This is a genomic window from Amnibacterium sp., assembly GCF_051956055.1.
GTDB lineage: Bacteria > Actinomycetota > Actinomycetes > Actinomycetales > Microbacteriaceae > Amnibacterium.
Genome location: NZ_JBQCGC010000095.1, coordinates 1 through 24,797, shown reverse-complemented (window position 1 = coordinate 24,797; position 24,797 = coordinate 1). Strand labels below are relative to the sequence as shown.

Here is a 24,797-nt window from a genome sequence, read left to right as displayed (position 1 = left end):
CGCAGTCCAGACTGTGTATCTGGCGCACGCGCCCAGCGACGGCGCACCAGAATCGGGGCGTGGGTTCCTTCACCGACGACGAGGGCGTCGTCATCGAGACCGTCGAGTGGCCGGTCGACTCCCCTGCCGCCGTGGTGCAGATCAGCCACGGCATCGGCGAGCACAGCGGCCGGTACGCGGCCGTCGCCGCCGACCTGAACCGGGCGGGTTTCACCGTGGTCGCGAACGACCACCGCGGCCACGGTGCGACCGGCATGCGGCAGTGGGGCGACCCGGCGAAGCTCGGGCGGCTCGGCCCCGGCGGCCTGCGAGCCGCGGTCGGGGCGATCTCGCGCTTCCGCGAGCTGACGCGTGCGCGCTTCCCCGGCGTCCCGCTCGTCCTGCTCGCGCACAGCTGGGGCTCCCTCATGGCGCAGATGTCCCTCAACCAGGAGCCGGACGCGTACGACGGGGTCGTGCTCACCGGCACCGCGTACCGCCTCCCCGGGTTCATGGATGCGGGGGACCTCAACCGCCGGCACCGTTCGCTCGGCACGACGGGCGCGGAGTGGCTGAGCCGCGACCCGGCCGTCGCCGAGGCCTGGGTGCAGGACCCGCTGACCTTCCTGGCGCGGACGACGAAGCTGATCGGCATCCGCGACTCCCTCCGGCTGCTCGGGCGCCCGGCCAGGGATCTGCCGCCCGCGCTCCCCCTCCTGCTGCAGGTCGGCTCCGACGACACCCTCGGCGGCAGGCGGAGCGTCGAACGCCTGGCCCGCGTCTACCGGGAGCGGTCCGGGCTGCGCGACGTCACCGTCCGCGTGTACGAGGGCGCCAGGCACGAGGTGCTCAACGAGACCAACCGGGACGAGGTCGTGGCCGACCTCGTCGACTGGATTCGCACCCACGTCCTGAAGGAGCGCGGCGCATGACCGATGGGATCGACCTGCTGCACGGCGAGTACAAGGTGCCGGGCGGCAAGCTCGTGGTCGTCGACCTCGGGGTGGCGGAGGGGCGGATCGCGCGGTTCCGGCTCGCCGGCGACTTCTTCCTCGAACCCGACGAGGCGCTGGAGGCGATCGATCGCGCGGTCGTGGGCCTGCCGCTCGAGGCATCGGCGGCCGACATCGCCGCCGCCGTCCGTGCCGCCCTGCCGCCGGACGCCGTGCTCCTCGGCTTCACGCCGGAGTCCGTCGCGACCGCGGTGCGCCGCGCGATCGGGCGCGCCGCCGACTGGCGCGACTTCGACTGGGAGCTGCTGCACCCGCCGGCCGTCCGGCCTGCGGTCCACCTCGCGCTCGATCAGGTGCTGACGGAGGAGGTCGGAGCCGGACGCAGGAAGCCGACCCTCCGGATCTGGGAGTGGGACGAGCCGGCGGTCGTGATCGGCAGCTTCCAGTCGTTGAAGAACGAGGTCGACCTCGAGAACGCGGCGCGGTACGGGGTCGACGTGGTCCGGCGCATCTCCGGCGGCGGGGCCATGTTCATGGAGGCGGGGAGCGTGGTCACGTACTCGCTCTACGCGCCGGGCGACCTCGTGCGGGGGATGTCGTTCGCGGAGTCGTACGCCTACCTCGACGACTGGGTGCTGCAGGCCCTCCGGTCGCTCGGCATCGACGCGACCTACCAGCCGCTCAACGACATCAGCTCGCCGGCGGGCAAGATCGGCGGGGCGGCGCAGAAGCGGCTCGGCGCGGGTGCGGTGCTGCACCACGTGACGATGTCGTACGACATGGACGGCGAGAAGATGGTCCAGGTGCTCCGGATCGGTCGCGAGAAGATGAGCGACAAGGGCACGGTCTCCGCGGCCAAGCGCGTTGACCCCCTCCGGAAGCAGAGCGGCCTCTCCCGCGCCGCGATCATCGAGCGCATGGAGGAGACGTTCGTGCGTCTCACCGGGGCGGCCCGCGGCGACCTGACCGAGGCCGAGCTCGCCGCGGCGGAGCGGCTCGTGGAGACGAAGTTCTCGACCAGGGAGTGGCTCGAGCGCGTGCCGTAGCGCGAGCCCGGCGCGGCGCTCAAGGATCTCTTACCCATCTCCAAGACGATGGGGCCCCGGTGGGGAAGATCGGCCGTCACGCTGGTGTTCTGACCGATACGGCGCGTCGGCTCGCGGCGCGGAACGGAAGGGACGAATGCACCGCCACTACAACGGCCTGAAGACCGCGCTGCTCTTCGGACTGCTGGGCGGGGTCGTCCTGCTCGCGAGCTACCTCCTGTTCGGCAGGAACCTCGCCGCGCTGACGATCGGGCTGGTGATCGCGCTCGCCGTCAATCTCGGCTCGTACTGGTTCAGCGACACCGTCGCCATCCGCGCGATGCGGGCGCGGCCCGTGACGGAGGCGGAGCAGCCGGCGATGCACCGAATCGTCCGGGAGCTGTCGGAGCGGGCCGGGCAGCCCATGCCGCGCCTCTACGTGTCCCCGACCCTCGCGCCGAACGCGTTCGCGACCGGCCGCAACCCGGAGCACGCGGCCGTCTGCTGCACCGAGGGGATCCTGCAGATCCTCGACGAGCGGGAGCTGCGGGGTGTGCTCGGGCACGAGCTGATGCACGTGTACAACCGCGACATGCTGACGGGCTCCCTGGCCGCGGCGATGAGCTCGGTGATCACGTACCTCGCGTACGGCGCGATGCTCTTCGGAGGCGGCGGGAACGACCGTGAGCGGGGCGGCGGCGGGATCGGCGCGCTGTTCATGCTGATCCTCGGCCCGATCGCCGCCGGACTGGTGCAGATGGCGATCAGCCGCACGCGCGAGTACGACGCGGACGAGGACGGTGCCAAGCTGACCGGCGACCCGCTCGCGCTGGCCTCGGCGCTGCGCAAGCTCGAGCGCGGGGTGGAGGCGCGTCCGCTCGCTCCGGAGCCGCAGCTGCAGTCGGCGAGCCACCTCATGATCGCCAACCCCTTCCGCGCGCGGGACGTGGGGCGGCTCTTCTCGACCCACCCGCCGATGCAGGAGCGCATCGCCCGCCTCGAGTCGATGGCGGGGCGCCCGCGTCCTCGCTGAGACAGCGGGTCGCCCCTCCCGCCGGTCGAGGTACGAGCGGAGCGAGCCTCGAGACCACCCGGAGCGATTGGTGTGGGCTGGGCTTCGCCGCACCTGGATCAGCAGGCAGTGGCAGGTGGCCTGCGGTCCCGCTCTCCCCCTGCCGCCGGTCGAGGTGCGAGCGGAGCGAGCCTCGAGACCACCCGGAACACGCGGTCCATCCGGCCGACCGACTCGAGCCGGGCCCGGGTGCCACGACCATGAACGAGGCGCCTCGGCGGCCTGTCGCCGCTCCCCCGTCCGCGGGCCGCCAGTATGGTCGCCGCGTGCTCCGCCGTTCCCCCAGTCGTCTCATCAGCGGGGGAGTCGCAGCCGTCGCGGCCGCTCTGCTCCTCACCTCGTGCGCGTCGTCGCACTCCCCGGGGAGCACCGCGGCAGCCGGGTCGCCGAGCGTGACCAGCGCCTCCGGCACGCCCTCCCCCACCGCGACGCCGACGAGGTCGCGGACGGCCGGCTTCGACCGGTCGGCGCACTCGCTCGACGATCCGACGAGCATCTGGGTGATCGTCAACAAGCGCCGTCCGCTGCAGCCGGCCGACTACGTGCCGCCGGACCTCGTCACCCCCGAGGTGCCGCACACCAACCTGCCGCAGCTGCGGAAGGTCGCCTCGGACGCCCTCGTGGAGATGTTCGAGGACGCGAAGGAGGAGGACGGGATCACGCTGTACTCGCTGTCCGCGTATCGCTCCTACGCGACGCAGAAGTCGATCTTCGACCGCAACACCCGCGAGCTCGGGTCGGCGAAGACCCTGGAGCTGACGGCCGAGCCCGGGTACAGCGAGCATCAGACGGGGCTCGCCGACGACCTCGGTGACGGCACCTCCTGCGACCTCGAGGTGTGCTTCGAGTCGCATCCGGCCGCGAAGTGGCTGCTCGCGAACTCGTGGCGCTTCGGCTGGATCCTCCGCTACCCGCTCGGGTACACCGCGATCACCGGTATCCAGACCGAGCCGTGGCACTTCCGGTACATCGGGGTGCCCGCGGCGACGGCGATGCACGAGAGCGGCGTGAAGACGCTCGAGCAGTTCTTCGACCTGCCGCCCGCGCCCACCTACTGACCCCCGCCCTCGTGCGGTGATCCGCGACTGATGCGCGTCCATTCGCGCCGCAGGAGTCGGAGATCACCGCACACGCCCTCCGTTCCGTCCCTCCACAAGCGCAGCGGGCGGCGGCGCTCCATGCTGCTCGGCGTGAACGCTTGGGAGATCGAGTTGATCGCGGCTCGGGGCGATCGGGAGCAGCGCGCCGCCGCCCGCGAGGCTGCCCGCGGGCGCTTCCGGAGGGTCCGCGCGGGGATCTACGTCCCCGCCGACGCGCTCGCCGGTGGATCGGCGCAGGACCTCCACCTGATCGGCATGCGCGCCCTCGCGCTCGCGAGTGACCGACCGCTCGTCTTCTCGCACTGGTCCTCGGCCGTCGCACACGATCGCGCGACGCTCGGCAACCGTTTCGGGAGGGTGCACGTGACCTTCTCCGCCCCAGGCCTCAGGAGCTTCGATCGCGTCGCGGGCCACGTCTTCGCGCTGCAGGACTGCGAGGTCGAGGAGGTGCACGGGCTGCTCGTCACCACGATCGGACGGACCGTCGTCGACATCGCCGGCGCAGGGACGTTCGAGGAGGGCGTCGTCACCGCGGACTCCGCGCTCGCGGGCGGGCTCACCCGCGACCGGCTCGACCACGCGGTCGATCTCGCCGGGCCGCGGCGAGCGTGGCGCAGCATCGCGGAAGTGGTGGCGTTCGCCGACGGCGGTGGGAAGTCCGCAGGCGAGTCGGTGAGCCGCGTGACGATGGTGAGGCGGCTCGGCCTGCACCCCGTGCTCCAGCATCCGCTGTTCGACCGTCGCGGCCGGATCGGCGACACGGACTTCTTCTTCCCGGACGAGGAGGTCGCGGGCGAGTTCGACGGCCTCGTCAAGTACCTCGATCCGAGGTACGCGCCGATGGGGGCGGGCAAGAAGGCCTACGACGAGAAGGTGCGGGAGGACCGCGGCCGCCGGGTCACGCGGGGGTGGGCCCGATGGGGATGGGCCGAGGGGCGCGACGCGCGCCTCCTCGGCTCGATCCTCGCGAGCGCCGGCGTCCGAGTCTCGCGCCTCGTGCGGTGATCCCCGACTGATGTGGTGCGGATGCGTCCCGCATCAGTCGGGGATCACCGCATCAGCCGCCGATGGCCTCGTCGACGATGCGCCGCGCCTCCTCCTGCACCGCCTTCAGGTCCTCCGGGCCCTTGAAGGACTCGGCGTAGATCTTGTAGACGTCCTCGGTGCCGGAGGGGCGCGCCGCGAACCACGCGTCCTCGCTCTGCACCTTGACGCCGCCGATCGCGGCGCCGTTGCCCGGCGCCTTCGACAGCTTGGCGACGATCGGCTCGCCCGCCAGCTCCGTCGCGGTCACCGCGTCGCCGTCGAGCTTGCCGAGCGCCGCCTTCTGCGCCTTCGTCGCCGCCGCGTCGACCCGGGCGTACGCGGGGTCGCCGAACTCGGCCGTCAGGTCGCGGTAGAGCTCGCTCGGCGACCGGCCGGTGACCGCGCGGATCTCGGAGGCGAGCAGGCACAGCAGGATGCCGTCCTTGTCGGTGGTCCACGTCGACCCGTCGCGCTTCAGGAAGCTCGCGCCCGCGCTCTCCTCCCCGCCGAACGCCACCGAGCCGTCGATCAGCCCCGGCACGAACCACTTGAAGCCGACGGGGACCTCGACCAGCTCGCGACCGATGGAGGCGGCGACGCGGTCGATCATCGACGACGACACGCGCGTCTTGCCGACCTTCGCGGTCGCCGGCCAGTCCGGGCGGTGCGTGAACAGGTACTGGATCGCGACCGCGAGGTAGTGGTTCGGGTTCATCAGGCCGCCGTCGGGCGTCACGATCCCGTGCCGGTCCGCGTCGGCGTCGTTGCCGGTGAGGATGTCGTACTCGCCGGCCCGGGCGACGACGGAGGCCATCGCGGAGGGGGAGGACGGGTCCATCCGGATCTTCTCGTCCCAGTCCAGCGTCATGAAGCCCCACTGCGGGTCGACGACCGGGTTCACGACGGTCAGGTCGAGCCCGTAGGTGTCCGCGATGGCCTGCCAGTACGTGACGGAGGCCCCGCCGAGCGGGTCCGCACCGATGCGGATGCCGGACCGCTTGATCGCGTCGATGTCGATGATCTCCGCGAGCTCCTCGACGTAGTGCTTGCGGAAGTCGTAGGTCTCCACGGCGGAGGCCTCCGCCCGCCGCACGGCCCGGAGGCCGTCGGCGATGATCTCGTTCGCGCGGTTCGCGATCCAGTTCGTCGCGTCGGAGTCGGCCGGGACGCCGTGGTGCGGGTTGTACTTGAAGCCGCCGTCCGCGGGCGGGTTGTGGCTCGGGGTGACGACGATCCCGTCCGCCTGGTCGTCGGCCGCGGCGGTGCGGTTGTAGCGGATGATCGCGTGGCTGACCGCCGGGGTCGGGGTGTAGCCGTCGAACTCGTCGACGAGCACCCGCACACCGTTGGCGACGAGCACATCCAGCGCCGTCGTCTGCGCCGGCGCGGAGAGCGCGTGCGTGTCCGCGCCGATGAAGAGCGGCCCGGTCGTGCCCTGGGCCGCCCGGTACTCGACGATGGCCTGGGTGATGGCGGCGATGTGGTCGTCGTTGAACGCCGTGTTCAGCGAGCTGCCACGGTGACCGGAGGTGCCGAACACCACCTTCTGGTCCGGCTGCTGCACGTCGGGATGCCGGTTCCAGTAGGCGTGGACGAGCTGCTCGACATCGATGAGATCGGACGACTGCGCCGGCGTCCCTGCACGTGAACTCATGGCGTCATCCTGGCGCACCGCCCTGGACTTCGCCGATCCGGACTTCCTTCGCCGATCCGGAGATCCGCGCCGACACCCCGAGGGCGGTGCCCGTGCTGCGGGGTGTGGGCGAATTACTCCGGATCCGCGAAGAGTCCGGGGTCGGGTCAGGCGGAGGGGACCCGGACGACTGGGGTGCGCGGCGACCAGGGCAGGGTCCCGAGGAGCCGGAGGCCCGGCCGCTCCTCCGGCGCCGTGTCGCTCGAGATCAGGAGGAAGCGCCCGGCGTCGTCCGTGAGGAGCTCGGTGAACGCGGCGCCCGTCCCCGTGAGCAGCGGCAGCACGTCCTCGGCGCGCGCGCCGACCCGGACGGATCGGAGCGTCGGGTCGGAACCGTCGCGCTGCGGGGCGAACTCGCCCGGGGCGCCGAGGACGAGGAAGCGGGTGATGGAGCCGGAGAGGTCGTCCACCTCGCGCTCGATGACCCGGAGGTCCCCGGTCGCGAGGTCGGCGCCCCCGAGCGCGATGGCGCGGCCGTCCGAGGCGAGCGCGCGGGCCAGCGCACCGGCCGTCGAATCGGTCTGCACGGGACGCAGGTCCCACCTCGCGATGAACCGGGTGCACTGCGCGAGGCCCTGCGGATGGCTGTACACGGTCGCGCCGCGGAAGGACTCGAGCGGCCCGGCGCTCGCCGTGTAGGCGTCGAAGCGCACGGCCACGTCGACGACGCCGCTCGCGGCGACGGGGCCGTGATGCGCGAGCAGGGCGTCCACCGCCCGCCACACGAGCCCGGAGGCGGAGCTCGAGATCGGGAGGACCGCGATGGTGCCGGGGCGCACCGCCGCGAGCACCTCCGGGAACGTCCGGTGCGCGAGCAGGTTCGCCGCCCGCAGCCCGATGCTCGTCGCGCACTGCAGCGCGGCCGCCTCGGAGAAGGTGCCTGCGGGGCCGAGGTAGGCGACGTCGGCCACGTCGCTCGCGACGGTCCGCGCGATGCCGACCGGCCAGGCGTACGCGGCCTCGACCTCGCGACGGACCGCCTCGATGGTCGCGTCGACATCGCGGTCCGCCCGGATCCCCACGTGCACGACGACCGAGCGCTGCCCTGTGCGGACGACCTCGTCGACGAGGCGCACGTCGCGCAGGCCCCCGAACTGGGCGACCACCCGGGTCACCCCGCTGCCCGCGACCGACTCCGGCACGAGGAACCGCACGTCCCGGCTGAGGAAGGCGAGCTGCTCGTCGAGGACGACCGCCAGCTCCGCCTCCGGCACCAGCTCGATGTGGCCGAGTCCGAACGATCGCCGTCGCACCGTGAGCGAGACGCCCAGCCGTTGCGCGTTGTCCAGCCCGGCACCGTCGAGCAGCGCTGCTCGGCCCGGCGGCCCGACGAGCAGCACGTCGAGCTCGACCCGCGTCGGGCTCACGTCGACGATGCGGCCGACGTGCACCGGCCCGGCGCTCCCGACCCGGCGCAGGCCGACCAGCCGGCCGTCGCGGCGGCGACGGGAGATGTCGCGCCGGCGCGCCTGCGCGGCCTGGATCCCGGCCGCGGCCGACGCCTGCAGCTCCTCGAACAGGGCGCCGGTGATGCGATCCCGGACCCGCACGAGCGACGTCTCGAAGTCCTCGACCTCGAGGTCGCGGAGGGAGGCGGTGAGCAGCTCGGCCGCCTCCCGGCCGCTCGCCGCCTGCACGGACACGACCGAGGACTGCTGCCGCGGGTCGAGCGCCCTCGTGGTGAGGCCGAACAGGCTGTCGAACAGCGGGGTCCGGAGGGGCCACAGCGTCGCGAGGTCGACCTCGCTCCTCGTCACCGCGTCGGCGAAGCCGACGAGCGCCCGGTGGGTGGTCGCCTGGACGACGGCCATCGCGCGGTCGTGCGCCTCCGCGCTGCCGGCGCGCAGCACACCGCCGCTCCCCGCGACGACCCGCTCGAGCCAGGCGGGCGCCGGGCGGTCGCCGGTCACGAACACGCTCTGCCCGTCGACGGCGGTGAGACCGGGATCGAACAGCAGATGGGCGCCCCACAGCGCGGCGCCGCCGACGCGCGGCCGGGCGGCGGCGAGCGTCCCGCCCATGGTGCTCGTGACGACGACCACGTCGGTCCGGTCGTCGGTGTGCACGGCGAGCGCGTCGAGCACTCCGGGGACCGCGGCTGCGGGCACCGCCACCACCACCGTCGCGGCGACGCCCGGCATGATCCGTGAGCCGTCGCTCACCCGGGTGAACGCCCCGTCGTCGTCCATCGTCGCGACGAGGGTCACGCCGTCGTCGCGGTCGCGCAAACCGCTCGCGGCTCCCGCCGTGTCGACGAGGACCGCGGGCCGGAGGCCGTCGGCGAGCCGGTCGGCGAACCAGCGGCCCGGTCCGAGCGCCGCGCCGACCACGACGAGCAGCCCCTCGATCGACTCCGCCACGGCACAACGATGCCAGAGCGGCGCGCCGGGCGGATGGTGCAGCGAGCGCCCCTTCGCCGGATGCGCCGATCGGGCGGGCCGCGTCAGGCCGCTTGCGCCTGCTTCGCCGCCTCCGACGCCGGGAGGCTGTCCGCCTCCGTCGCGGGGATCCGGATGACGAGCGCCTCCGGCCGCACCCGCGCCCGCACGGCGACGACCTCGCCCATGGCGTCGCCGTCGAGCTGGAACTGCTGGGGCGTCTCGGTGCGGAAGACCACCTCCTTGCCCTTCAGGTAGCGCAGCGTCCGCACCTCCTTCGTCTTGCTCAGGATCTTCCGACCCATCTCGCTGCGGCGCATCACGCCGTTCTCCCAGAGCACCTTCCAGGCGATCTGAATCCAGCCGAGCAGGCCCTCCGGTCGCAGCGCGACGATGTCGAAGATCCCGTCGTCGACGGCGGCCTCGGGCAGCAGGAGGATGTTGCCGGTCAGCAGGCCGCAGTTGCCGATCAGCACGGTGTTCACCCGCACGGACCTGGGCGGCTCGTCGTCGAGCTGGAACCGGAGGCGCACCGCGTTCGGCCCGCGCAGCGCCTGCGCGATCCCGCCCACGTACGCCAGCCAGCCGACCCGCTTCTTCAGCTCGGGATCCGTGTTCGCGATCATTGCGGCGTCGATGCCGAGCCCGGCCATGACCACGAAGGCGTGCGAGTCCCGGCCGCCGTCCTCGCGCTCGAGGTCCACGACCCCGAGGTCGATGCGCCGGTCCACCCCGGTGAACGCGGTACGCACGGACTCCTCGAGCCGGTCGAGGGAGAGCCGGAGGTTGCGGGCCAGCAGGTTGCCGGTGCCGGACGGCAGCAGGGCGATGGGCACATCGCCGTCCCCCAGCCCCTCCGACACGGCCCGGATCGTGCCGTCACCGCCTGCGGCCATGACGACCGCGGCGCCGTCCTGGACGGCCTGCCGCGCCTGACCGACGCCCGGGTCCTCGACCGAGGTCGGGTACCAGCGGCTCTCGGCCCACCCCGCGTCGCGCTGCGCCTGCTCGACGAAGCCGCGGAGCTTCCCCTCGTCCACCTTCACGGGGTTGAACACGACCGCGGCGAAGGCGGCGGACGGGTCAGGGGTATCCGGCATGGGAGAACGGTACTGAGTACTTTCAGTGCATCAGCTGGAAGCCGTATGAGAACGTGCCCGCACGGGTGCGCGCATAGGCTGACGGCGTGATCGATCCGCAGCTGCTGCGCGCGGCTCCGGAGGTCGTCGAGGCGTCGCAGCGCGCCCGCGGCGCGGATGTCGGGCTCGTCGCGAAGGCGGCTGAGGCGGACGCCGCGAGGCGGGACGCGATCGCGGAGTTCGAACGGCTCCGGGCCGAGCAGAACGCGTTCGGGAAGCGCGTCGCCGTCGCCTCCCGCGAGGAGAAGCCGGCGTTGCTCGCCCAGGTCAAGGACCTCGCGGCCGCCGTGAAGGCCGCGGCCGAGCGCTCGAGCGAGGCCGAGGCCGCCGCGGAGCAGGCGGTGGCGGCCATCCCCAACGTCGTGCTCGCGGGGGTGCCGGAGGGTGGCGAGGACGACTACGTCGTCCTCCGCGAGGTCGGCACGATCCCCGCGTTCGACTTCGAGCCCCGGGACCACCTCGAGATCGGCGAGCTGCTCGGCGCGATCGACATGGCGCGCGGCGCGAAGGTCTCGGGAACGCGCTTCTCCTACCTCCGCGGCGTGGGCGCCCGTCTCGAGCTCGCGCTGATGAACCTCGCGCTCGACCGTGCGCTCGAGGCCGCGTTCGTGCCGCTCATCACCCCGACGCTCGTGAAGCCCGAGATCATGCGGGGCACGGGCTTCCTCGATGCGCACTCCGACGCGGTGTACAAGGTCGAGTCGGAGGACCTGTACCTCACCGGCACCAGCGAGGTCGCGCTCGCCGGCTATCACGCCGACGAGATCATCGACCTGTCCGACGGACCCCTCCGGTACGCGGGCTGGTCGACCTGCTACCGCCTCGAGGCCGGCAGCGCAGGCAAGGACACCCGCGGCATCATCCGCACGCGCCAGTTCGACAAGCTCGAGATGTTCTCGTACGTCGACCCGGCGGACGCGGAGCAGGAGCACGCGCGCCTGCTCGCGATGCAGGAGCGGATGATGACGGACCTCGGTCTCGCCTACCGCGTCATCGACACGGCCGCCGGCGACCTCGGCTCCTCCGCCGCCCGGAAGTTCGACGTGGAGGCGTGGATCCCCACGCAGGGCACGTACCGCGAGCTGACGTCCACCTCCAACTGCACCACGTACCAGGCGCGGCGACTGGCGATCCGGCACCGGACCGAGAGCGGCCGCACCGCTCCGGTCGCGACGCTGAACGGCACGCTCGCCACCACGCGGTGGATCGCCGCGATCCTGGAGACGCACCAGCGGGCCGACGGCTCCGTCGTCGTGCCGGAGGTGCTCCGCCCGTTCCTCGGTGGTCTCGACGTGCTCGAGCCGCTCGGATGACGCTCGGGCCGGGAGGCTGGCTCGTCGGGCTCGACGTGGACGGCACGGTGCTGCACGAGGACGGGTTCCTCTCCGACGCGGTCCGGCGGTCCGTGCAGCACGCGGACGCGCGCGGGCATGAGGTGATGCTCGCGACCGGCCGATCGGCCGCGTCCACGATCCCGGTGCTCACGGAGCTCGGCGTCGCACCCCGGTTCCTCGTGTGCTCGAACGGGGCCGTGACCCTGGAGCGGGACGGTGACGGCCGCGAGGGATACGGCCGGGCCCGCATCGAGACCTTCGACCCGACGGAGGTGCTCACCACGATCTCAGGCGCGCTGTCGGACGCCCGGTATGCGGTCGAGGACGCGGAGGGGCGGTTCCGCTACACCCCGCGCTTCCCCGAGTCGGCGATGAGCCCCGGCAGCGAGGAGGTCCCGTTCGAGGAGCTGCTCACGGTCCGCGCGACGCGGGTCGTCGTCATCTCGCCGAGCCACGCGGTCGAGGAGTTCCTGGGCGTCGTGGAGCAGATGGGGCTGCAGCGCGTCAGCTACGCGATCGGGTGGACCGCCTGGCTCGACATCGCGCCGGACGGCGTGAACAAGGCGACCGCGATGGAGTGGGTGCGGTCCGAGCTCGACGTCCCCGCCGAGCGCACGATGGCCGTCGGCGACGGGCGGAACGACATCGACATGCTCGAGTGGGCCGCCCGCGGTATCGCGATGGGGCAGGCCCCCTCCGACGTCGTCGCGGCCGCGAGCGAGACGACGCGACCGGTCCGCGACGACGGCCTCGCGCGGGTCCTCGACACCCTCCCGTAGCCCCGCCGGCCCAGATCGACGTCCTGTCCCTCTTTCGACGCCGCGCCCCGTCGAAAGAGGGACACGACGTCGATCTAGTGCCGCAGCAGCAGGAAGTGCAGCGCGAGGCCGCCCGCGTACAGCGCTGCGCCTCCCGCGACGACGAGCAACGACGCCCGCGTCGTCCGCCGAGCGGCCGCGTCGCGCCCGTAGACGTGCGCGCGCACCGAGATGCGGTTCGCCTCCTCGAGCACGCGCCGCACCTCGGGATCGTCGTGGTCGAGGCGGCCGGCCGCGTCCTGCGCACGGATGCGCTGCGCCTCATCAGGCGTCATCCGGACCTGCCCTCGCGCGGCCATGCTCACAATGATGCGCCTCCACGCGCTCCAGGGGTCCCCCGCGGCAATCGGGGCGCCGCGCACCGCCCCTTCTGCCGCGGGCGGCCCCCGGAGGCGCGGCGACGGTAACCTCGGGGTCCTGGAGGGCTGTCCGAGCGGCCGATGGACCCGGTCTTGAAAACCGGTGAGCAGCAATGCTCCGTGGGTTCGAATCCCACGCCCTCCGCTCGCCTTCGATGCGGTGTTTCGCCTGGTTGTGACCTGATTTCGTGGCTGATTTACTCGGCCTGAAATCCGTGTTTGCCCACATTTTGCCCACACTCGTGCGCGCCAGATCCTCATCGAGGCGGATGGCGACAGCGTCCAGATCGTCGTCGAACAGGTCGGCGTAGACGTCGAGCGTCATCGCCGCGGACGCGTGGCCGAGCATCCGCTGCACCGCCTTCACGTTCGCCCCTGACCGGATGGCGAGGCTCGCGGCCGTGTGTCGCAGGTCGTGCAGCGTCAGGTGCGGCACGCCGGATGCCACCACAGCGTTCCAGAACCAGCCCTTGCCGGGGCCGTGTACGCGTCGGAGGTAATCGCCGTCGAGTCCGGGGAACACGAGGTCGTCGTCGCCCTTGTCCGCGCACGCCCGCGCGATAGCGGGGGAGAGGGAGGCCGGGAACGGCACCGACCGTTGCTTGTGCGACTTCGGCGTGCCCACGATGATGCGATCGCCGACCTGGACAGCGTTCTGCCGCACGTTGAGCCGGCGACGCGCCGGGTCGACGTCCAGGACACGAAGTCCGGTGGCCTCACCCCACCGCAGTCCGCAGTACGCCAGCACGAGGATGAGCGGCCCTAAATCGCCGGCCGCCATCGCGAGTTCGCTCACCTGGTCGTGCGAGAGGTACGTGTGCGCCTTCTTGCCCTTCCGCGGCATTTTCACCCCGCGAGCCGGGTTGGAGAGGATCCGCCGGTCCCGGACCGCGACATCGAGGATCGCGGCGAGGACCCCGTAGGCTCGGATGACGACAGTCGCGCTGCGTCGCTCGCTCATCTCGGTGACCCACGCACGCACGTCGCTGTACCGCACATCGGATACCGCCGTGGTGCCCCACCGTGGTTCGACCTGCAGCCGCCACGCGATCTCGAGCACCCGCAATGACGACGGCTTGAGGTGCGATTGCTGTGTCAACCATCTCGTGCCGAGTGGGCCGATCGGCTGGCGTGCCTCGGTCGCATCCACGAACTCGCCGCGGGCCATCGCCACCTGCACCGAAGCGGCGAATAGCTCCGCCTCGCGCTTCGTCCGGAAACCGCGCTTGTCCGTCTGAGAGTGGTCCGGCTTGCGGTAACGAACCCGGTACCGCTTCCCCGCAGCCGTGTCGTAGGCCGTGACGGTCGCCATCTACCTGTCCTTTCGATAGCTGCGTGCTCGAGCGGGCGGCAGCCATTTCGGTGGCGCCTCGTCGAGCCAGAGCCCGGCTTGGTCGTACACCTCGTGGACCGTGACGCGATCGGCGATCGTCCGGCCGATCGGTAGCGAGGTGAGCGCGTCACGGACCGCTCGCGCGCTCTCCTGGTTGCACAGGTATGTGACCGCGGACATCTCACCGGCGGCGAAGCGTCGGCTGAAGGCGTGGAAGATCGACACGTACCGGGGGAACCGTTTCGGGGTCAGCTCGACCTCGATCAACTCGACCCACTCGTGTCCGAGCGCGACCCCGTCCGCCTGGTGCCCGCCGGCGTAGGCAGGCTTCTCGTCCCGCTGCCACGCGTACCCGGCGGTCGCATACCGCGCCGACGCCGCAGCGACGGCGACCTCGTGCCGGGTCGTCTGCCGATACAGGCTCGGCTTCCCCATCCCGGTCCCCGCGTACGTCGCCCACACCAACGACCCACCCGGGCCGCCGAGCTGTGCCCGGTCGAGGAGCCCGGCGGTCTCCATCCGCGCACACCAGGCCTGCGCCCGCCGCACCGACACCGGCCCGTCCTGACCGTTCAAGGTCCCGAGCACCCAGCGGACGGACTGCACGTTCGCGATCCGCACGATCTGGAACCAAACCATCATCTGCTCGTCCCGCGGCATCACCCACACCGTCCGCGCACCCCGGCCTACCGTCCGCACCATCCCGCCACCCGCTGCCTTCCCCGATTCAGCCCCTCGTCCGCTTCCCGAACGAGAACACCGCCCACCGACAGCACCACTCCTACGCCGTTCCCGCCACCTCCCGTCAGTTCATGTGACACACCGACACAACTCGTTTCCCCCACACTCCGCTCTCCTACCTCCCAACTTCTTTCTGCTTTTTTGCTTTTGCCCTGTCCTGGCCTGCCACCTGCACTTCCGAACCACCCTCACTCAGCACGCTTTTAAGCTGTGTGAGGGTGGTTCGGAAGCCGCACCGCGGAGGTGGCAGGCCAGGACAGGGCAAACCGGACGAAACCCGTCGCCGGCCCCAGCATCCTGAACGACGGCACGAACGACGGGGCCAGCGAGGGGCCTCGGGCCGAACGTCGCGTCGAGGTGCCGGCGACATCGCGCCATCGACGGGCCGTTCCTCTACGGGACCGAGCCACCGGCTACCGCTGCGAGCCGATCAGCTGCACCAACTCGGTGCGCGACCTCCCGTCGGTAGCAAGGGGGAACGCGCTTTCCCGTCGATCAGTGGTCCACATGAATTGCTGAGCGAAGAAAAAAATATACCCCGGCGGGTATCGTGTGGGTACGCCAGAAGGACAGCGATCGAGGCTTTGCCCCCAGCAGGGCAGTTCGCCTCTGGGCGAGACGTTGGGGGATCGCTTCGGTTGAGGGCTGAAGCCAGGGAAGGAGTAGATGCGGTGATGATGTTCGGCTGGTTCGGCGGCGGATGGTGGCTGTGGGGGCTCGTGCTCGTCGGTGTCGTCCTGCTCGTGGTGCTCGTCGTCCGGGTAGTCGCCGCCCGTGCCGGGCGCCCCGGCGTGACCGGGCGCAGTGCTGCTCGACGACTGCTCGACGAGCGGTTCGCCCGCGGTGAGCTCACGACCGAGGAGTACGAGGAACGCGTGCGCGCGCTGAGCGAGGCCTCCTCGTGAGTCCGGTGACGCGTCGCGAGGCGCTGCTGCTCGGCGGTATCGGCTCGGCGAGCGTGGCTGCCGGGGTCACCGGCCTGATCCTCACCGCGCCGGGCGGCGCGGGGGCGCCGGGGCCGGTGCGGTCGGGCGTGGACTTCGTGCAGCCGCCCGTCCGCACCGCCAGCCGAGGTCTGCTGGATGTCGACCTGACCGCGGCCGAGACGTCGACCGTGATCGCCGGGCGGTCGGCGACGGTCTGGGCTTTCGAGGGCGGGGTTCCTGGACCCACCCTGCGCGTGCGTGCCGGCGACCGGCTGCGTGTGCGGTTGCGCAATCGGTTGTCGGAGCCGACGAATCTGCACGTGCATGGGCTGCACGTCGCCCCGGGCGGGAACTCCGACAACGTGTTCATCTCGGTGGAGCCCGGCGGCGACTTCCAGTACGAGTACCGGCTGCCCGCGGACCATGCGCCCGGCACCTTCTGGTACCACCCGCATCACCACGGTTCGGTCGCGGATCAGGTGTTCGCCGGCCTGTACGGCGCAATCGTCGTCGAGGATCCGGTCCCTGTCCCCGCCGCGCGCGAACGCGTGCTCGTCATCTCCGACATCACGATCGGACCCGACGGGCACCCCGCGCCGGCCTCGGCGAGCGAGCGGATCCTCGGCCGCGAGGGCTCCTCGGTCCTCGTGAACGGGCAGGTCACACCGCACCTGACGGCCCGCCCGGGTGAGCGGGAACGGTGGCGGATCGTGAACGCCTGCGCGGCTCGCGTCCTGCGGCTGCGACTCGACGGGCAGCGCCTGCAGCTGCTGGCGATAGACGCGGGTCGGAGCACCGGGCCCACCGACGTCAGCGAGGTGGTCCTCTCCCCCGGAAACCGCGCCGATCTCCTCGTCACCGCACAGTCCGGCACGAACAGCCTCTGGACGCTCCCTGTCGACCGGGGGGGCACGGGCGGGATGATGGGAGCAGGAGCGCAGCCCAACCAGCAGACCGTCCATCTCGCCACGCTCACGGTCGACGGGCGTCCGGTCGCTGCGGCGTCCCCCATCCCGTCATCGCCGCCCGCGCGCGATCTGCGAACCGCGGCGGTCACGGCGAAGCGGCAGCTCACGTTCGCGATGGGGATGGGTGGGATGTCCGGGATGTCCCTCACGATCGACGGGCGCGCGTTCGACCCGAGCCGCGTGGACACCCGCGTACGCATGGGCGCGGTGGAGGAGTGGACCCTGGTGAACGCCAGCCCGATGGATCACCCCTTCCATCTGCACGTATGGCCGATGCAGGTACTGACGGATGGGGCGAGCCCGGTGTGGCGGGACGTGGTGAACGTGCCGGCGCACGGCAGCGTCCGGGTGCGGATCGCGTTCCAGGATTTCCCTGGCCGCACGGTCTATCACTGCCACATCCTCGATCACGAGGACGCCGGGATGATGGGCGTGGTACTCGGCGCCTGAGACTGCGATGGCGCTCGTCGTACTCGTGATGCCGATGCGATGCTCGTCACCGCGGTGTCGGCGCGTTTTCTGCAGACGTCCTCGATCGCGGGGCAGGTGACTTCCCGGGCAGGTCATGCGGTGTACGCGAGGACGGCCATCATTCCCGCCTCTGCGTGGTAGATGTTGTGGCAGTGGGTGATCCACCGCCCTGGGTTGTCCGCGTCGAAGTCAACGGTCACGGTCTGGCCAGGCAGCACGATCGAGGTGTCTTTCCTCGGTCCTCCGCCGGTGTGCTGATAGGTGTGACCGTGGAGGTGCATCGGGTGCCACATCGTGGTGCGATTGGCGAAGCGGAGTCGGATGCGCTCCCCTGTGCGGATCGTTTCGGCGTTCCGGAGCGGCGCCTCGTGGTCGAACCGTTGTCCGTTGATCGCCCAGTCGTACTTGTCCATGGAGCCCGTCATCGTCAGAGTGATCGTGCGGTCAAGGCGTTGGTCGGGCAGCCGGACCGAGGTCGCCGCGTGGAGATCGGCGGCCTGTGCGACGCGTCCGCCGAGCTCGGGGATCGAGTGGGTCGGGCTGGGTGCACGTCCGGACGCGGTTCGGACGACCGCGAAGCCCGCGGCCCCCTTTCCTTCTGCGGATGCGACCAGCGGGAACACGCCTGATGTGAGCGTGACGATCGCGTCGTAGCGTTCACCCATGCCGAGCAGGATGCTGTCCACCTCGACCGGCTCGACGGGATAGCCGTCGGTGTGGGTCACGGTCAACGCATGGCCGCCGAGCGCGACCCGGAAGGCGGTGTCACCGCCGGCGTTGATGAGTCGGATGCGGACCCGATCTCCGGGCTTGGAGCGGAAGGTCGCGGGGTCGTTGGTCGGGTGGCCGTTGATGAGGTACCGGGGGTAGAACACGTCGCCGGCGTCGCCCTTGAGCAGCGACGACTCGGCTCCCATGAGCATGTTCCCGTCCCGCATGGTCATCCCGGCCATCCCGCCCATCGGGGACATGCCCTTGCTGAGTTGTTGCAGGACCGCCTCGGGAGCGGTGTCGAGCCAGTCGTCCAGGACGATGACCCACTCGGCGTCGTAGCGCCCCGGCTCGCTCGGGTCGTCGACGATCAGTGCTCCGTACAGGCCGCGGTCGATCTGCGTGCCGACGTGCGGGTGGAACCAGTAGGTGCCGGGGTGCTCGGCGATGAAGTCGTAGGTGAATCGGTGCCCGGGTTGCACCGCGGGCTGCGTGATCGGCGGGACCCCGTCCATGTCGTTTCGAATCGCGACACCGTGCCAGTGCACCGAGGTCGGGACGTCCAGTTGGTTGTGCAACGTCGCTCGGACGGTATCTCCCGCGTTCGCTCGGATGAGCGGTGCGGGAACGGTGCCGTAGGACCAGGTCGGCGATGTGCTACCTGCCAGATCGATGGTGGTCTGCTGCGCGCGGAGTGTCGCGGTCCGGACGACACCTGTGGATCGTCGGGCTCGCTCAGCGGCGGCCACCGCGCGCCCCGTCGGCGCGACGAGAGCTGGGCTGGTGGGGTCGGCGCTGCACGCGGACAATGCTGCGAGGCCGGCGGCGGTGAGGCCGCTGCCGAGCAGTGCTCTGCGGCTGATCGGGTTCTGCGGCGAGGGCGTGGGCATGGGCATGGGTGGTGACTCCTGGAGTACGAGGGCGAAGGTCGGGGATGGGTTGAGGGAGGGCGGGGAAGCAGCCGGAACGAGGTAGTCGCGCGAGCCGACTGCCGTCGGACGGATCAGCGCGAGGGATCCCGAGTAGCGGACAGCGGGCCGATCGTGGTCCGTGAGACGAGCGGTGCGTTCCCCGATCGTGTTCCTGGGCAGCACGGCGGCACCCTGGTCGGGATGCCGCCGTGCTGCGGGTCAGGCTCGGCGGACGGGTCGGGCGATGCCCGGGGCTCAGACCGTCTTGAGCAGCTGCTTCATCTGGGTGATCTGCGCGGCCTGATCGGTGATGATCTTCTTCGCGAGCCCGATCGCGGCCGGGTTCTTACCGCCGCTCACCTCGGTCCTCGCCATCTCGATCGCACCGTTGTGGTGCTGGATCATCTGGCCGAGGAAGAGCGAGGACGCCTTTGCTCCCGAGGCGTCCTTGAGTGCTGCCATGTCGGCGGCGCTCATCATGCCGTTTCCGGTGCCGCCCATGTCCATCCCGCTCATCGAGCCGGAGACGGTCTGCTCGCCCCAGCTCGACAGCCACCCGTTCATCTCATCGATCTCGGGCTGCTGAGCGCTCTTTATGGAAGTCGCGAGAGAGCTGACGCGCGGGTCGACCCCCTGCTTCTTGAGCAACAGGTCGCTCATCTCGATGGCCTGCTGGTGGTGCATCGCCATGCCCTGGGAGAAGGAGACGTCCTGCGAGTTGTGCGCGGAGGACGCGGAGCTGCTGGGGCTTGCGGTGGCGGACATGCTGGCGCCGGAGTGGTCCATGCCGCTCATGCCGTCCATCCCACCGGAGGCATTCCCGGTCGAGCACGCAGCCAGCAGGACAGTGGTGCTGCCAGCCAGCGCGAGGGCAGCAGTCAGGCGGGTCTTCATCATCGTTCTGTTCCAATCGATCAGTCGGGCGTGAGGGGCGTCGCTGTGCCGAGCACGACGGCTCGGCCGGACGACCGATCAGGTCCGGCAGATCGAGAGAACGAGGAGCGAGGGCGGATCGGGGGGACGCAACGCCCGAACGGATATCGCAGGGGCGCGCGTGAGCCCCCGAGAACGAAGCACTGACCGAAGCCGCGTCAAGGCGACAGCGAGCAGCACGATGCCGATCGCGGTGAGGAAGCAGACCATCCCGACCAGCAGGCAATCCATCAGGTCCATGCTTCCGCCGGAAGGCGAGCTACCAGAGAAGGCCGACACTGTTGCCGACGTCGATGCTTGCGCGTCGTGACCAGTCGCTGCCATCTGGCTCGAGCCGTGCATGGCGCCGTCGGAGACCATCGACGCGTGCATTGCGGTGATGCCCAGCAGGAGGGCGCCGAGGACGAGGACGGCGAGCAGCGCCGCGCGCACGCGTCGATCACCCACTGTCAGCACGCTGATCACCTCACGAGGTCCAGAGGAGGAGTGAGAATACGGCAGTTCGTCTCGGCTGGTGCGGCGACGCCCGTGCATTCGTGAGATCCGCTGCGCGATGCGGCGATCACATCGCCTCCTTGACGCCGCGCTTGATCAGCCAGACGTTGGCCGGCCATGCGGTTCCGAACCCGATGATCATCCCGATCTGCATCAAGAACCAGTACACCGGTGATGCGGGCGTGAGATGCGGGTCAGGGAAGAAGACGAAGGCCATCAGGGCCATCCAGCCAAACAACCCCACCTCGAACGCAGACAGCGACAGGATGTCGGCCTTCGCTGCCGCTTTGATCCCATCCCGGACACCGAGGCCACGCATCGGGGCTATCGCGAAGAACTGGAACAGCAGCCCCAGCGCGACAGCGGCGATGTAGTCACCGACGTACTCGAACGGCAGCGCGGTGCCCGCGACGCTCAGACCGAGCGCCGCCACTGTGAACTCGGCGCCGATGTCGCCCAGAGTGCAGCCGGCGCCGCAATGGCTCACTCCGACGGCGATAGTCGCCCAGCCAGGCTTCGAGGGCGGGTCGTCGAGGCCGTGCAGCGTGAGCCATTTGCGGCTGGTGGGCCGCCCGAAGCGCAGGTATCCCCAGACAGCTGCCGGTCCGAAGTAGAGGCCGGTGATCGGCCAGACGGCGTTCATGATCGGCATCTTCAGCCGGTATCCGCGCACGAAGACGTCGACGGCGATGAGCAACGCGGAGCCGATGCCGAGCGCGAGTGCGATCCATGCGACCGTCACGAGCCACGGTGCAGGCATCAGCGGGGATCCTCAGTCGATCGCGCTTCGTCTTCGGAGTAGGTGAGCGCGACGAGCTGGCGGAGGCAGTGATCTCGCAGCGGAGGAGGGAAGTCGGCCGCGAGTCGGTTGTAGACGATGCGGCCGGCGCGACGGGTGGTGACCAGACCGGCCGAGCGCAGGAGGCGGAGCCCGTAGGACACCGCGTCCTCCGAGACTTCGAGCGCGAGGGCGAGATCGCCCACACAGAGCTCCTCGGCGACATCGAGGGCGTACACGAGGCGGAGTCGGACCGGGTCGGCGATCATCGACAGCAGCCCGGTCAGACGTGCCGTCTCATCAGGCGTCGGCAGTCGAGTCCTGGCGTGCGCGACCCGCGTCGGATCGATGGGGTGCGCATGGTCGGGAGTCACGAGCGCTCGGCGTCAGCGCCGACGAACGCATCGGGGTTCAAGGCGAAAGCCTTCCGACAGCCGGCGCCGCAGAAGTAGTAGGTCTCGCCACTATGGGAGGCGCTGAACTCGGCTGTCGCGATGTCAACGGTCATACCGCAGATCGGATCGGTCGCGGACGCGGCGGATGGGTGCTCGGGGTGCATGGCTGCTCCTTCGTGGTCGTGCGGGTTGTCAGTGGCTGAAGCGGTGAAGCGACCGGGATCGGCGTCGAATCGGGCCGCGCAGTGGTCCGAGCAGAAGTAGTGGGTCGAATGGTCGACCTGTCGGGTGGCTGGCGCGTTCGCGCGCTGGACCTGCATCCCGCACACCGGGTCTTTGGCGTACCTGCTCCCCTCGACGGTCCGTGTCCGGTAGAGGGCGTACAGGAGCGCGAACAGCAGCAGGGCGGCGATGTTCAACCAGGACGTCGGGTCCCACGCGATCCCCGCGGTCGTGCGGGTCTCGGTCGGTGCAGGGAGGGGTATCCGGAACAAGGAGAACAAGTACTCCACCGCCAGGCCGGCGGCGCTCATCGTGGCCCAGAAGGCCACGAGGATCCGCATGGTGATCGCGGTGCCGTAGTACTTCCGGTAGATCAGCAGCAGTGGCAGCGTGATGAGATCGGCGAACACGAACGCGACGACCCCGCCGAAGCTGATCCCGCCATGCCACAGGGCGGCTGCGAGCGGCACGTTCCCGACCGAGCACACGAAGCTCAGAACGGCGATCAGCGGCGCGATGAGCACGTTCTCCAACGACGACCAGAAGCCATGGCCGGTGAAGAAGATCGACTGCCACACGAACGCCGGAACCAGCGCGCTGAGGTACCCGGCGACGAGGAACCCGATCAGCAGCTCCTTGCGGAGCATCGTGAGGTCACTGATCGTATAGGCGGCTGCGTCCGCCCAGCCGGCCCGGGATCGCAGCCGTCGACCGAGCGACTCCTCGGCCACCTCGGTATCCTCCATCTCCCCCTCCGGCGGCTGCGCGGCGGCAAGACGGGCGCGTGCCTGGTCCGCCGCAGCAGCCGGCACGAGTCGCGGCAGGAGGACGCCCAGCAGCAGGATCATGATCGCGCCGCCGACGAACTCCGCCAGCGCAAACTGCCACCCGATCAACAGCCACAGCACGATCCCGAGTTCGACGACGAGGTTCGTGCTCGCGATCATGAACACCATCGAGGTCGTGAAGTCCGCCGATCGTACGAACAGCGTCTTGGCCAGCGCGGACGCAGCGTAGGAGCAGGACGAACTGATGACGCCGAAGACTGAGGCCTTGACCAGCGTCGCGGGGCGATGATCCCCGAGCGAGTGCTGCATGCGAGTGCGTGAGACGAACGCTTGGACGGCACCCGACAACGCGAAACCAAGCACGAGCGCCCACAGCGTTTGCCAGAACATCGTGAAAGCCTCGCCGAGCCCCTCGCCGAGCAGTTGCAGCACGAACATCTGACCTCCAGCAATACCGTATATCCGTACGGACGAGCGGATGGAGAGGGATCGCGAACTGTCAGGAGACGTTGAGCGGTGGTGCAGGACTCGGGTACGGGCCGCGCAATCGGGCGGCAAGAGTCACAGAACGCAGTCAGATCCCCCCGGTCGAGATGCCGCGCCCAACCTCCCTGGCGCCGCTCGCGCCGGTGCGCTCGAAGGCGACGCCCGACAGACGTCATGAGACGTGTCCGCCGACTGAGGTGCTCGATCTGAGGTGCTTGTTATGTCTCAAGACATCGGTGACAGTCGGGCATCAACACATCGGTGGCGGTTCTGGCCGGTTTGGTGGTGACGGTTCTGCCCACTTCGGTGGGGCATGCCTCGCGTCGAGCCCGTCGATCCTCGTGTCCGTCTCGCCATCGCGCAGTGGCCGCCGGAGGCGCCCCGCGGGGCGGTGACGACGTTCTGCCTGGAGCACGGGATCGCGCGCAAGACGTTCTACGCGATCCGCAGACGCGCCGAGCTCGAGGGACAGGCCGCGGCGCTGGAGCCACGCTCACGTCGCCCGAGGAGCAGCCCGACCCGGATCGACCCTGCTGCGGCAGAGGCCGCGATCGGGGTCCGCGCGGCGTTGGAGTCCTCGGGGCTGGACCACGGCCCGATCAGCGTGCACGACAAGATGGCCGCACTCGGCATGACCCCGGTGCCCTCGGTCACCTCGCTGACCCGGATCTTCCGCGCCGCGAACGTCGCCCGGGTCGAGCCGCGGAAGAGACCACGGGCGTCCTACCGCCGGTTCGTATACCCGGCGCCGAACGCCTGCTGGCAGCTGGACGCGACCGAGTACGTGCTCACCGGCGGCCGGAAATGCGTGATCTTCCAGCTCATCGACGACCACTCCCGCTGCGCCGTCGCCTCCCATGTCGCCTGGGGCGAGACCCCCGCCGCGGCGATCGCGGTCGTCAGCAAGGGCATCCAAGCCCACGGCGTCCCGCAACGGCTGCTCAGTGACAACGGGGCCGCGCTGAACCCATCCCGGCACGGCGTCCTGGGCCAGCTGGTCGTCTTCCTCACCGCGCTCGGGATCGAGCCGATCACCGGCAAGCCCTACAAGCCGACCACCCAGGGCAAGAACGAACGCTTCCACCGGACCCTGTTCCGCTACCTCGACAAGCAGCCCCTGGCCGAGACGCTGGAGCAGCCGCAGCAGCAGGTCGACACCTTCGACCGGCCCTACAACACCGAACGCCCGCACCAGGGCCTGCCCGGCCGCATCACGCCGGCCCAGGCCTGGACCGCCCCGCCCCAGGCCGAGCCGCGGCTGCGCCCCGCAGCCGCCGACCGCCCCAGCGTTCGACGGCCTCAGGGTCACCGGGATCGGGGTCAACGGCACCGTCGTGGCCCGGCAGGTCCGCTTCCAGGTCCGCCGCGTCCTGGCCGGCCAACTCGCCTACCTGCTCGAAGAACCCGCCGCCCTCCTGATCTTCGACCAGCAGGGCACCCTCGTCATCGAGCACCCCTGGCCGACACCGGGAACCAAATACGTCGGCAGCGGCCGCCCCCGCGGACCCCGCCGCACGCTCTGACTGTCACCGATGTCCTGACGCACGAAGTGTCACCGATGTCCTGACGCAGAACTGTCACCGATGTCCTGAGACATCACACACGATCTGAGGTGCTCATCTTGATTCGGCCTGGGTTCGGTTCCTATCGTTCCCTTTGGCCAGCGGGTGCTGGCCGGGCTGATTCGAGGGCAGCGTAGAACGCTTGCTCGACCTCGATCGGGGTGCGGTAGTCGAGCTCGGAGTGGAGCCGCTGGTTGTTCC

20 protein-coding genes, 1 tRNA gene and 2 pseudogenes are annotated in these 24,797 nt (G+C 70.5%); 11 read left to right on the top strand and 12 right to left on the bottom strand.

Features of this window, described 5'->3' with window-relative positions:
* Nucleotides 1–59: 59 nt before the first annotated feature.
* From ACTHLI_RS13580 to ACTHLI_RS13560, 5 genes are all read left to right on the top strand, one after another.
* Complete coding sequence (locus ACTHLI_RS13580) at nucleotides 60–911, top strand: alpha/beta fold hydrolase (RefSeq protein WP_440184650.1); 852 nt, start codon at nucleotides 60–62, stop codon at nucleotides 909–911.
* A gap of 17 nt (nucleotides 912–928) precedes the next feature.
* On the top strand, nucleotides 929–1,978 hold the full coding sequence (locus ACTHLI_RS13575; protein WP_440184851.1) for a lipoate--protein ligase family protein: 1,050 nt from the start codon (nucleotides 929–931) through the stop codon (nucleotides 1,976–1,978).
* A gap of 136 nt (nucleotides 1,979–2,114) precedes the next feature.
* Complete coding sequence (htpX, locus tag ACTHLI_RS13570) at nucleotides 2,115–2,990, top strand: zinc metalloprotease HtpX (protein WP_440184647.1); 876 nt, start codon at nucleotides 2,115–2,117, stop codon at nucleotides 2,988–2,990.
* 431 nt (nucleotides 2,991–3,421) lie between these two features.
* On the top strand, nucleotides 3,422–4,087 hold the full coding sequence (locus ACTHLI_RS13565) for a M15 family metallopeptidase (RefSeq protein ID WP_440184644.1): 666 nt from the start codon (nucleotides 3,422–3,424) through the stop codon (nucleotides 4,085–4,087).
* A gap of 132 nt (nucleotides 4,088–4,219) precedes the next feature.
* Entirely contained in the window at nucleotides 4,220–5,134 is a 915-nt protein-coding gene (locus ACTHLI_RS13560; protein WP_440184642.1) for a hypothetical protein, read from the top strand.
* Nucleotides 5,135–5,186: 52 nt separating this feature from the next.
* Here ACTHLI_RS13560 and pgm read toward each other — a convergent pair whose 3' ends face one another.
* The 3 genes from pgm to ACTHLI_RS13545 all read right to left on the bottom strand — a co-directional run bounded on the left by pgm (nucleotide 5,187) and on the right by ACTHLI_RS13545 (nucleotide 10,326).
* Nucleotides 5,187–6,809, bottom strand: a complete 1,623-nt coding sequence (gene pgm / locus ACTHLI_RS13555) for a phosphoglucomutase (alpha-D-glucose-1,6-bisphosphate-dependent) (protein ID WP_440184640.1) — start codon at nucleotides 6,807–6,809, stop codon at nucleotides 5,187–5,189.
* 146 nt (nucleotides 6,810–6,955) lie between these two features.
* Nucleotides 6,956–9,208 (bottom strand): prephenate dehydratase domain-containing protein, encoded by a 2,253-nt coding sequence (locus tag ACTHLI_RS13550; protein WP_440184637.1) that lies wholly within the window; start codon nucleotides 9,206–9,208, stop codon nucleotides 6,956–6,958.
* A gap of 83 nt (nucleotides 9,209–9,291) precedes the next feature.
* Complete coding sequence (locus ACTHLI_RS13545; RefSeq protein ID WP_440184634.1) at nucleotides 9,292–10,326, bottom strand: diacylglycerol/lipid kinase family protein; 1,035 nt, start codon at nucleotides 10,324–10,326, stop codon at nucleotides 9,292–9,294.
* 86 nt (nucleotides 10,327–10,412) lie between these two features.
* Here ACTHLI_RS13545 and serS point away from each other — a divergent pair, with 86 nt between their 5' ends.
* Nucleotides 10,413–11,678, top strand: coding sequence for a serine--tRNA ligase (gene serS, locus ACTHLI_RS13540; RefSeq protein WP_440184631.1), 1,266 nt, complete (start codon nucleotides 10,413–10,415; stop codon nucleotides 11,676–11,678).
* Nucleotides 11,675–12,478 (top strand): HAD family hydrolase, encoded by an 804-nt coding sequence (locus ACTHLI_RS13535; protein ID WP_440184629.1) that lies wholly within the window; start codon nucleotides 11,675–11,677, stop codon nucleotides 12,476–12,478. Before serS ends, ACTHLI_RS13535 begins: the two co-directional genes overlap by 4 nt.
* Before the next feature lie 74 nt (nucleotides 12,479–12,552).
* Here ACTHLI_RS13535 and ACTHLI_RS13530 read toward each other — a convergent pair whose 3' ends face one another.
* On the bottom strand, nucleotides 12,553–12,816 hold the full coding sequence (locus tag ACTHLI_RS13530; RefSeq protein WP_440184626.1) for a hypothetical protein: 264 nt from the start codon (nucleotides 12,814–12,816) through the stop codon (nucleotides 12,553–12,555).
* 120 nt (nucleotides 12,817–12,936) lie between these two features.
* Here ACTHLI_RS13530 and ACTHLI_RS13525 point away from each other — a divergent pair.
* Nucleotides 12,937–13,021 (top strand) — tRNA-Ser (locus ACTHLI_RS13525).
* 162 nt (nucleotides 13,022–13,183) lie between these two features.
* Here ACTHLI_RS13525 and ACTHLI_RS13520 read toward each other — a convergent pair.
* Nucleotides 13,184–13,657, bottom strand: a pseudogene (locus ACTHLI_RS13520) (tyrosine-type recombinase/integrase); the annotation flags it as partial.
* A 531-nt stretch (nucleotides 13,658–14,188) separates the two neighbouring features.
* On the bottom strand, nucleotides 14,189–14,869 hold the full coding sequence (locus ACTHLI_RS13515) for a hypothetical protein (RefSeq protein WP_440184623.1): 681 nt from the start codon (nucleotides 14,867–14,869) through the stop codon (nucleotides 14,189–14,191).
* A gap of 755 nt (nucleotides 14,870–15,624) precedes the next feature.
* On the opposite strand from ACTHLI_RS13515, the gene ACTHLI_RS13510 reads away from it, so the two are divergent.
* A complete protein-coding gene (locus ACTHLI_RS13510) occupies nucleotides 15,625–15,855 on the top strand; it encodes a DUF1707 domain-containing protein (protein WP_440184848.1) in 231 nt (76 codons plus the stop codon).
* Nucleotides 15,852–17,294: a multicopper oxidase family protein gene (locus ACTHLI_RS13505; protein WP_440184620.1), complete on the top strand. Its 1,443-nt coding sequence runs from the start codon at nucleotides 15,852–15,854 to the stop codon at nucleotides 17,292–17,294. The genes ACTHLI_RS13510 and ACTHLI_RS13505 overlap by 4 nt, the downstream gene beginning before the upstream one ends.
* A 113-nt stretch (nucleotides 17,295–17,407) precedes the next feature.
* Here ACTHLI_RS13505 and ACTHLI_RS13500 read toward each other — a convergent pair whose 3' ends face one another.
* The 6 genes from ACTHLI_RS13500 to ACTHLI_RS13475 form a co-directional block, all read right to left on the bottom strand.
* Entirely contained in the window at nucleotides 17,408–18,916 is a 1,509-nt protein-coding gene (locus ACTHLI_RS13500) for a multicopper oxidase family protein (RefSeq protein WP_440184845.1), read from the bottom strand.
* Nucleotides 18,917–19,192: 276 nt separating this feature from the next.
* Nucleotides 19,193–19,834: a DUF305 domain-containing protein gene (locus tag ACTHLI_RS13495; RefSeq protein ID WP_440184618.1), complete on the bottom strand. Its 642-nt coding sequence runs from the start codon at nucleotides 19,832–19,834 to the stop codon at nucleotides 19,193–19,195.
* A 75-nt stretch (nucleotides 19,835–19,909) separates the two neighbouring features.
* A complete protein-coding gene (locus ACTHLI_RS13490; RefSeq protein ID WP_440184615.1) occupies nucleotides 19,910–20,335 on the bottom strand; it encodes a hypothetical protein in 426 nt (141 codons plus the stop codon).
* A 97-nt stretch (nucleotides 20,336–20,432) separates the two neighbouring features.
* Nucleotides 20,433–21,125, bottom strand: coding sequence for a DUF4396 domain-containing protein (locus tag ACTHLI_RS13485; protein ID WP_440184613.1), 693 nt, complete (start codon nucleotides 21,123–21,125; stop codon nucleotides 20,433–20,435).
* The gene (locus tag ACTHLI_RS13480) at nucleotides 21,125–21,517 is read right to left on the bottom strand and encodes an ArsR/SmtB family transcription factor (RefSeq protein ID WP_440184610.1); all 393 of its coding nucleotides are present in this window, start codon (nucleotides 21,515–21,517) and stop codon (nucleotides 21,125–21,127) included. Before ACTHLI_RS13480 ends, ACTHLI_RS13485 begins: the two co-directional genes overlap by 1 nt.
* Nucleotides 21,514–22,986, bottom strand: coding sequence for a permease (locus tag ACTHLI_RS13475; RefSeq protein ID WP_440184608.1), 1,473 nt, complete (start codon nucleotides 22,984–22,986; stop codon nucleotides 21,514–21,516). The genes ACTHLI_RS13480 and ACTHLI_RS13475 overlap by 4 nt, the downstream gene beginning before the upstream one ends.
* 361 nt (nucleotides 22,987–23,347) lie before the next feature.
* On the opposite strand from ACTHLI_RS13475, the pseudogene ACTHLI_RS13470 reads away from it, so the two are divergent.
* A pseudogene (locus ACTHLI_RS13470) lies at nucleotides 23,348–24,289 on the top strand (integrase core domain-containing protein); the annotation flags it as partial.
* Nucleotides 24,290–24,797: the final 508 nt, after the last annotated feature.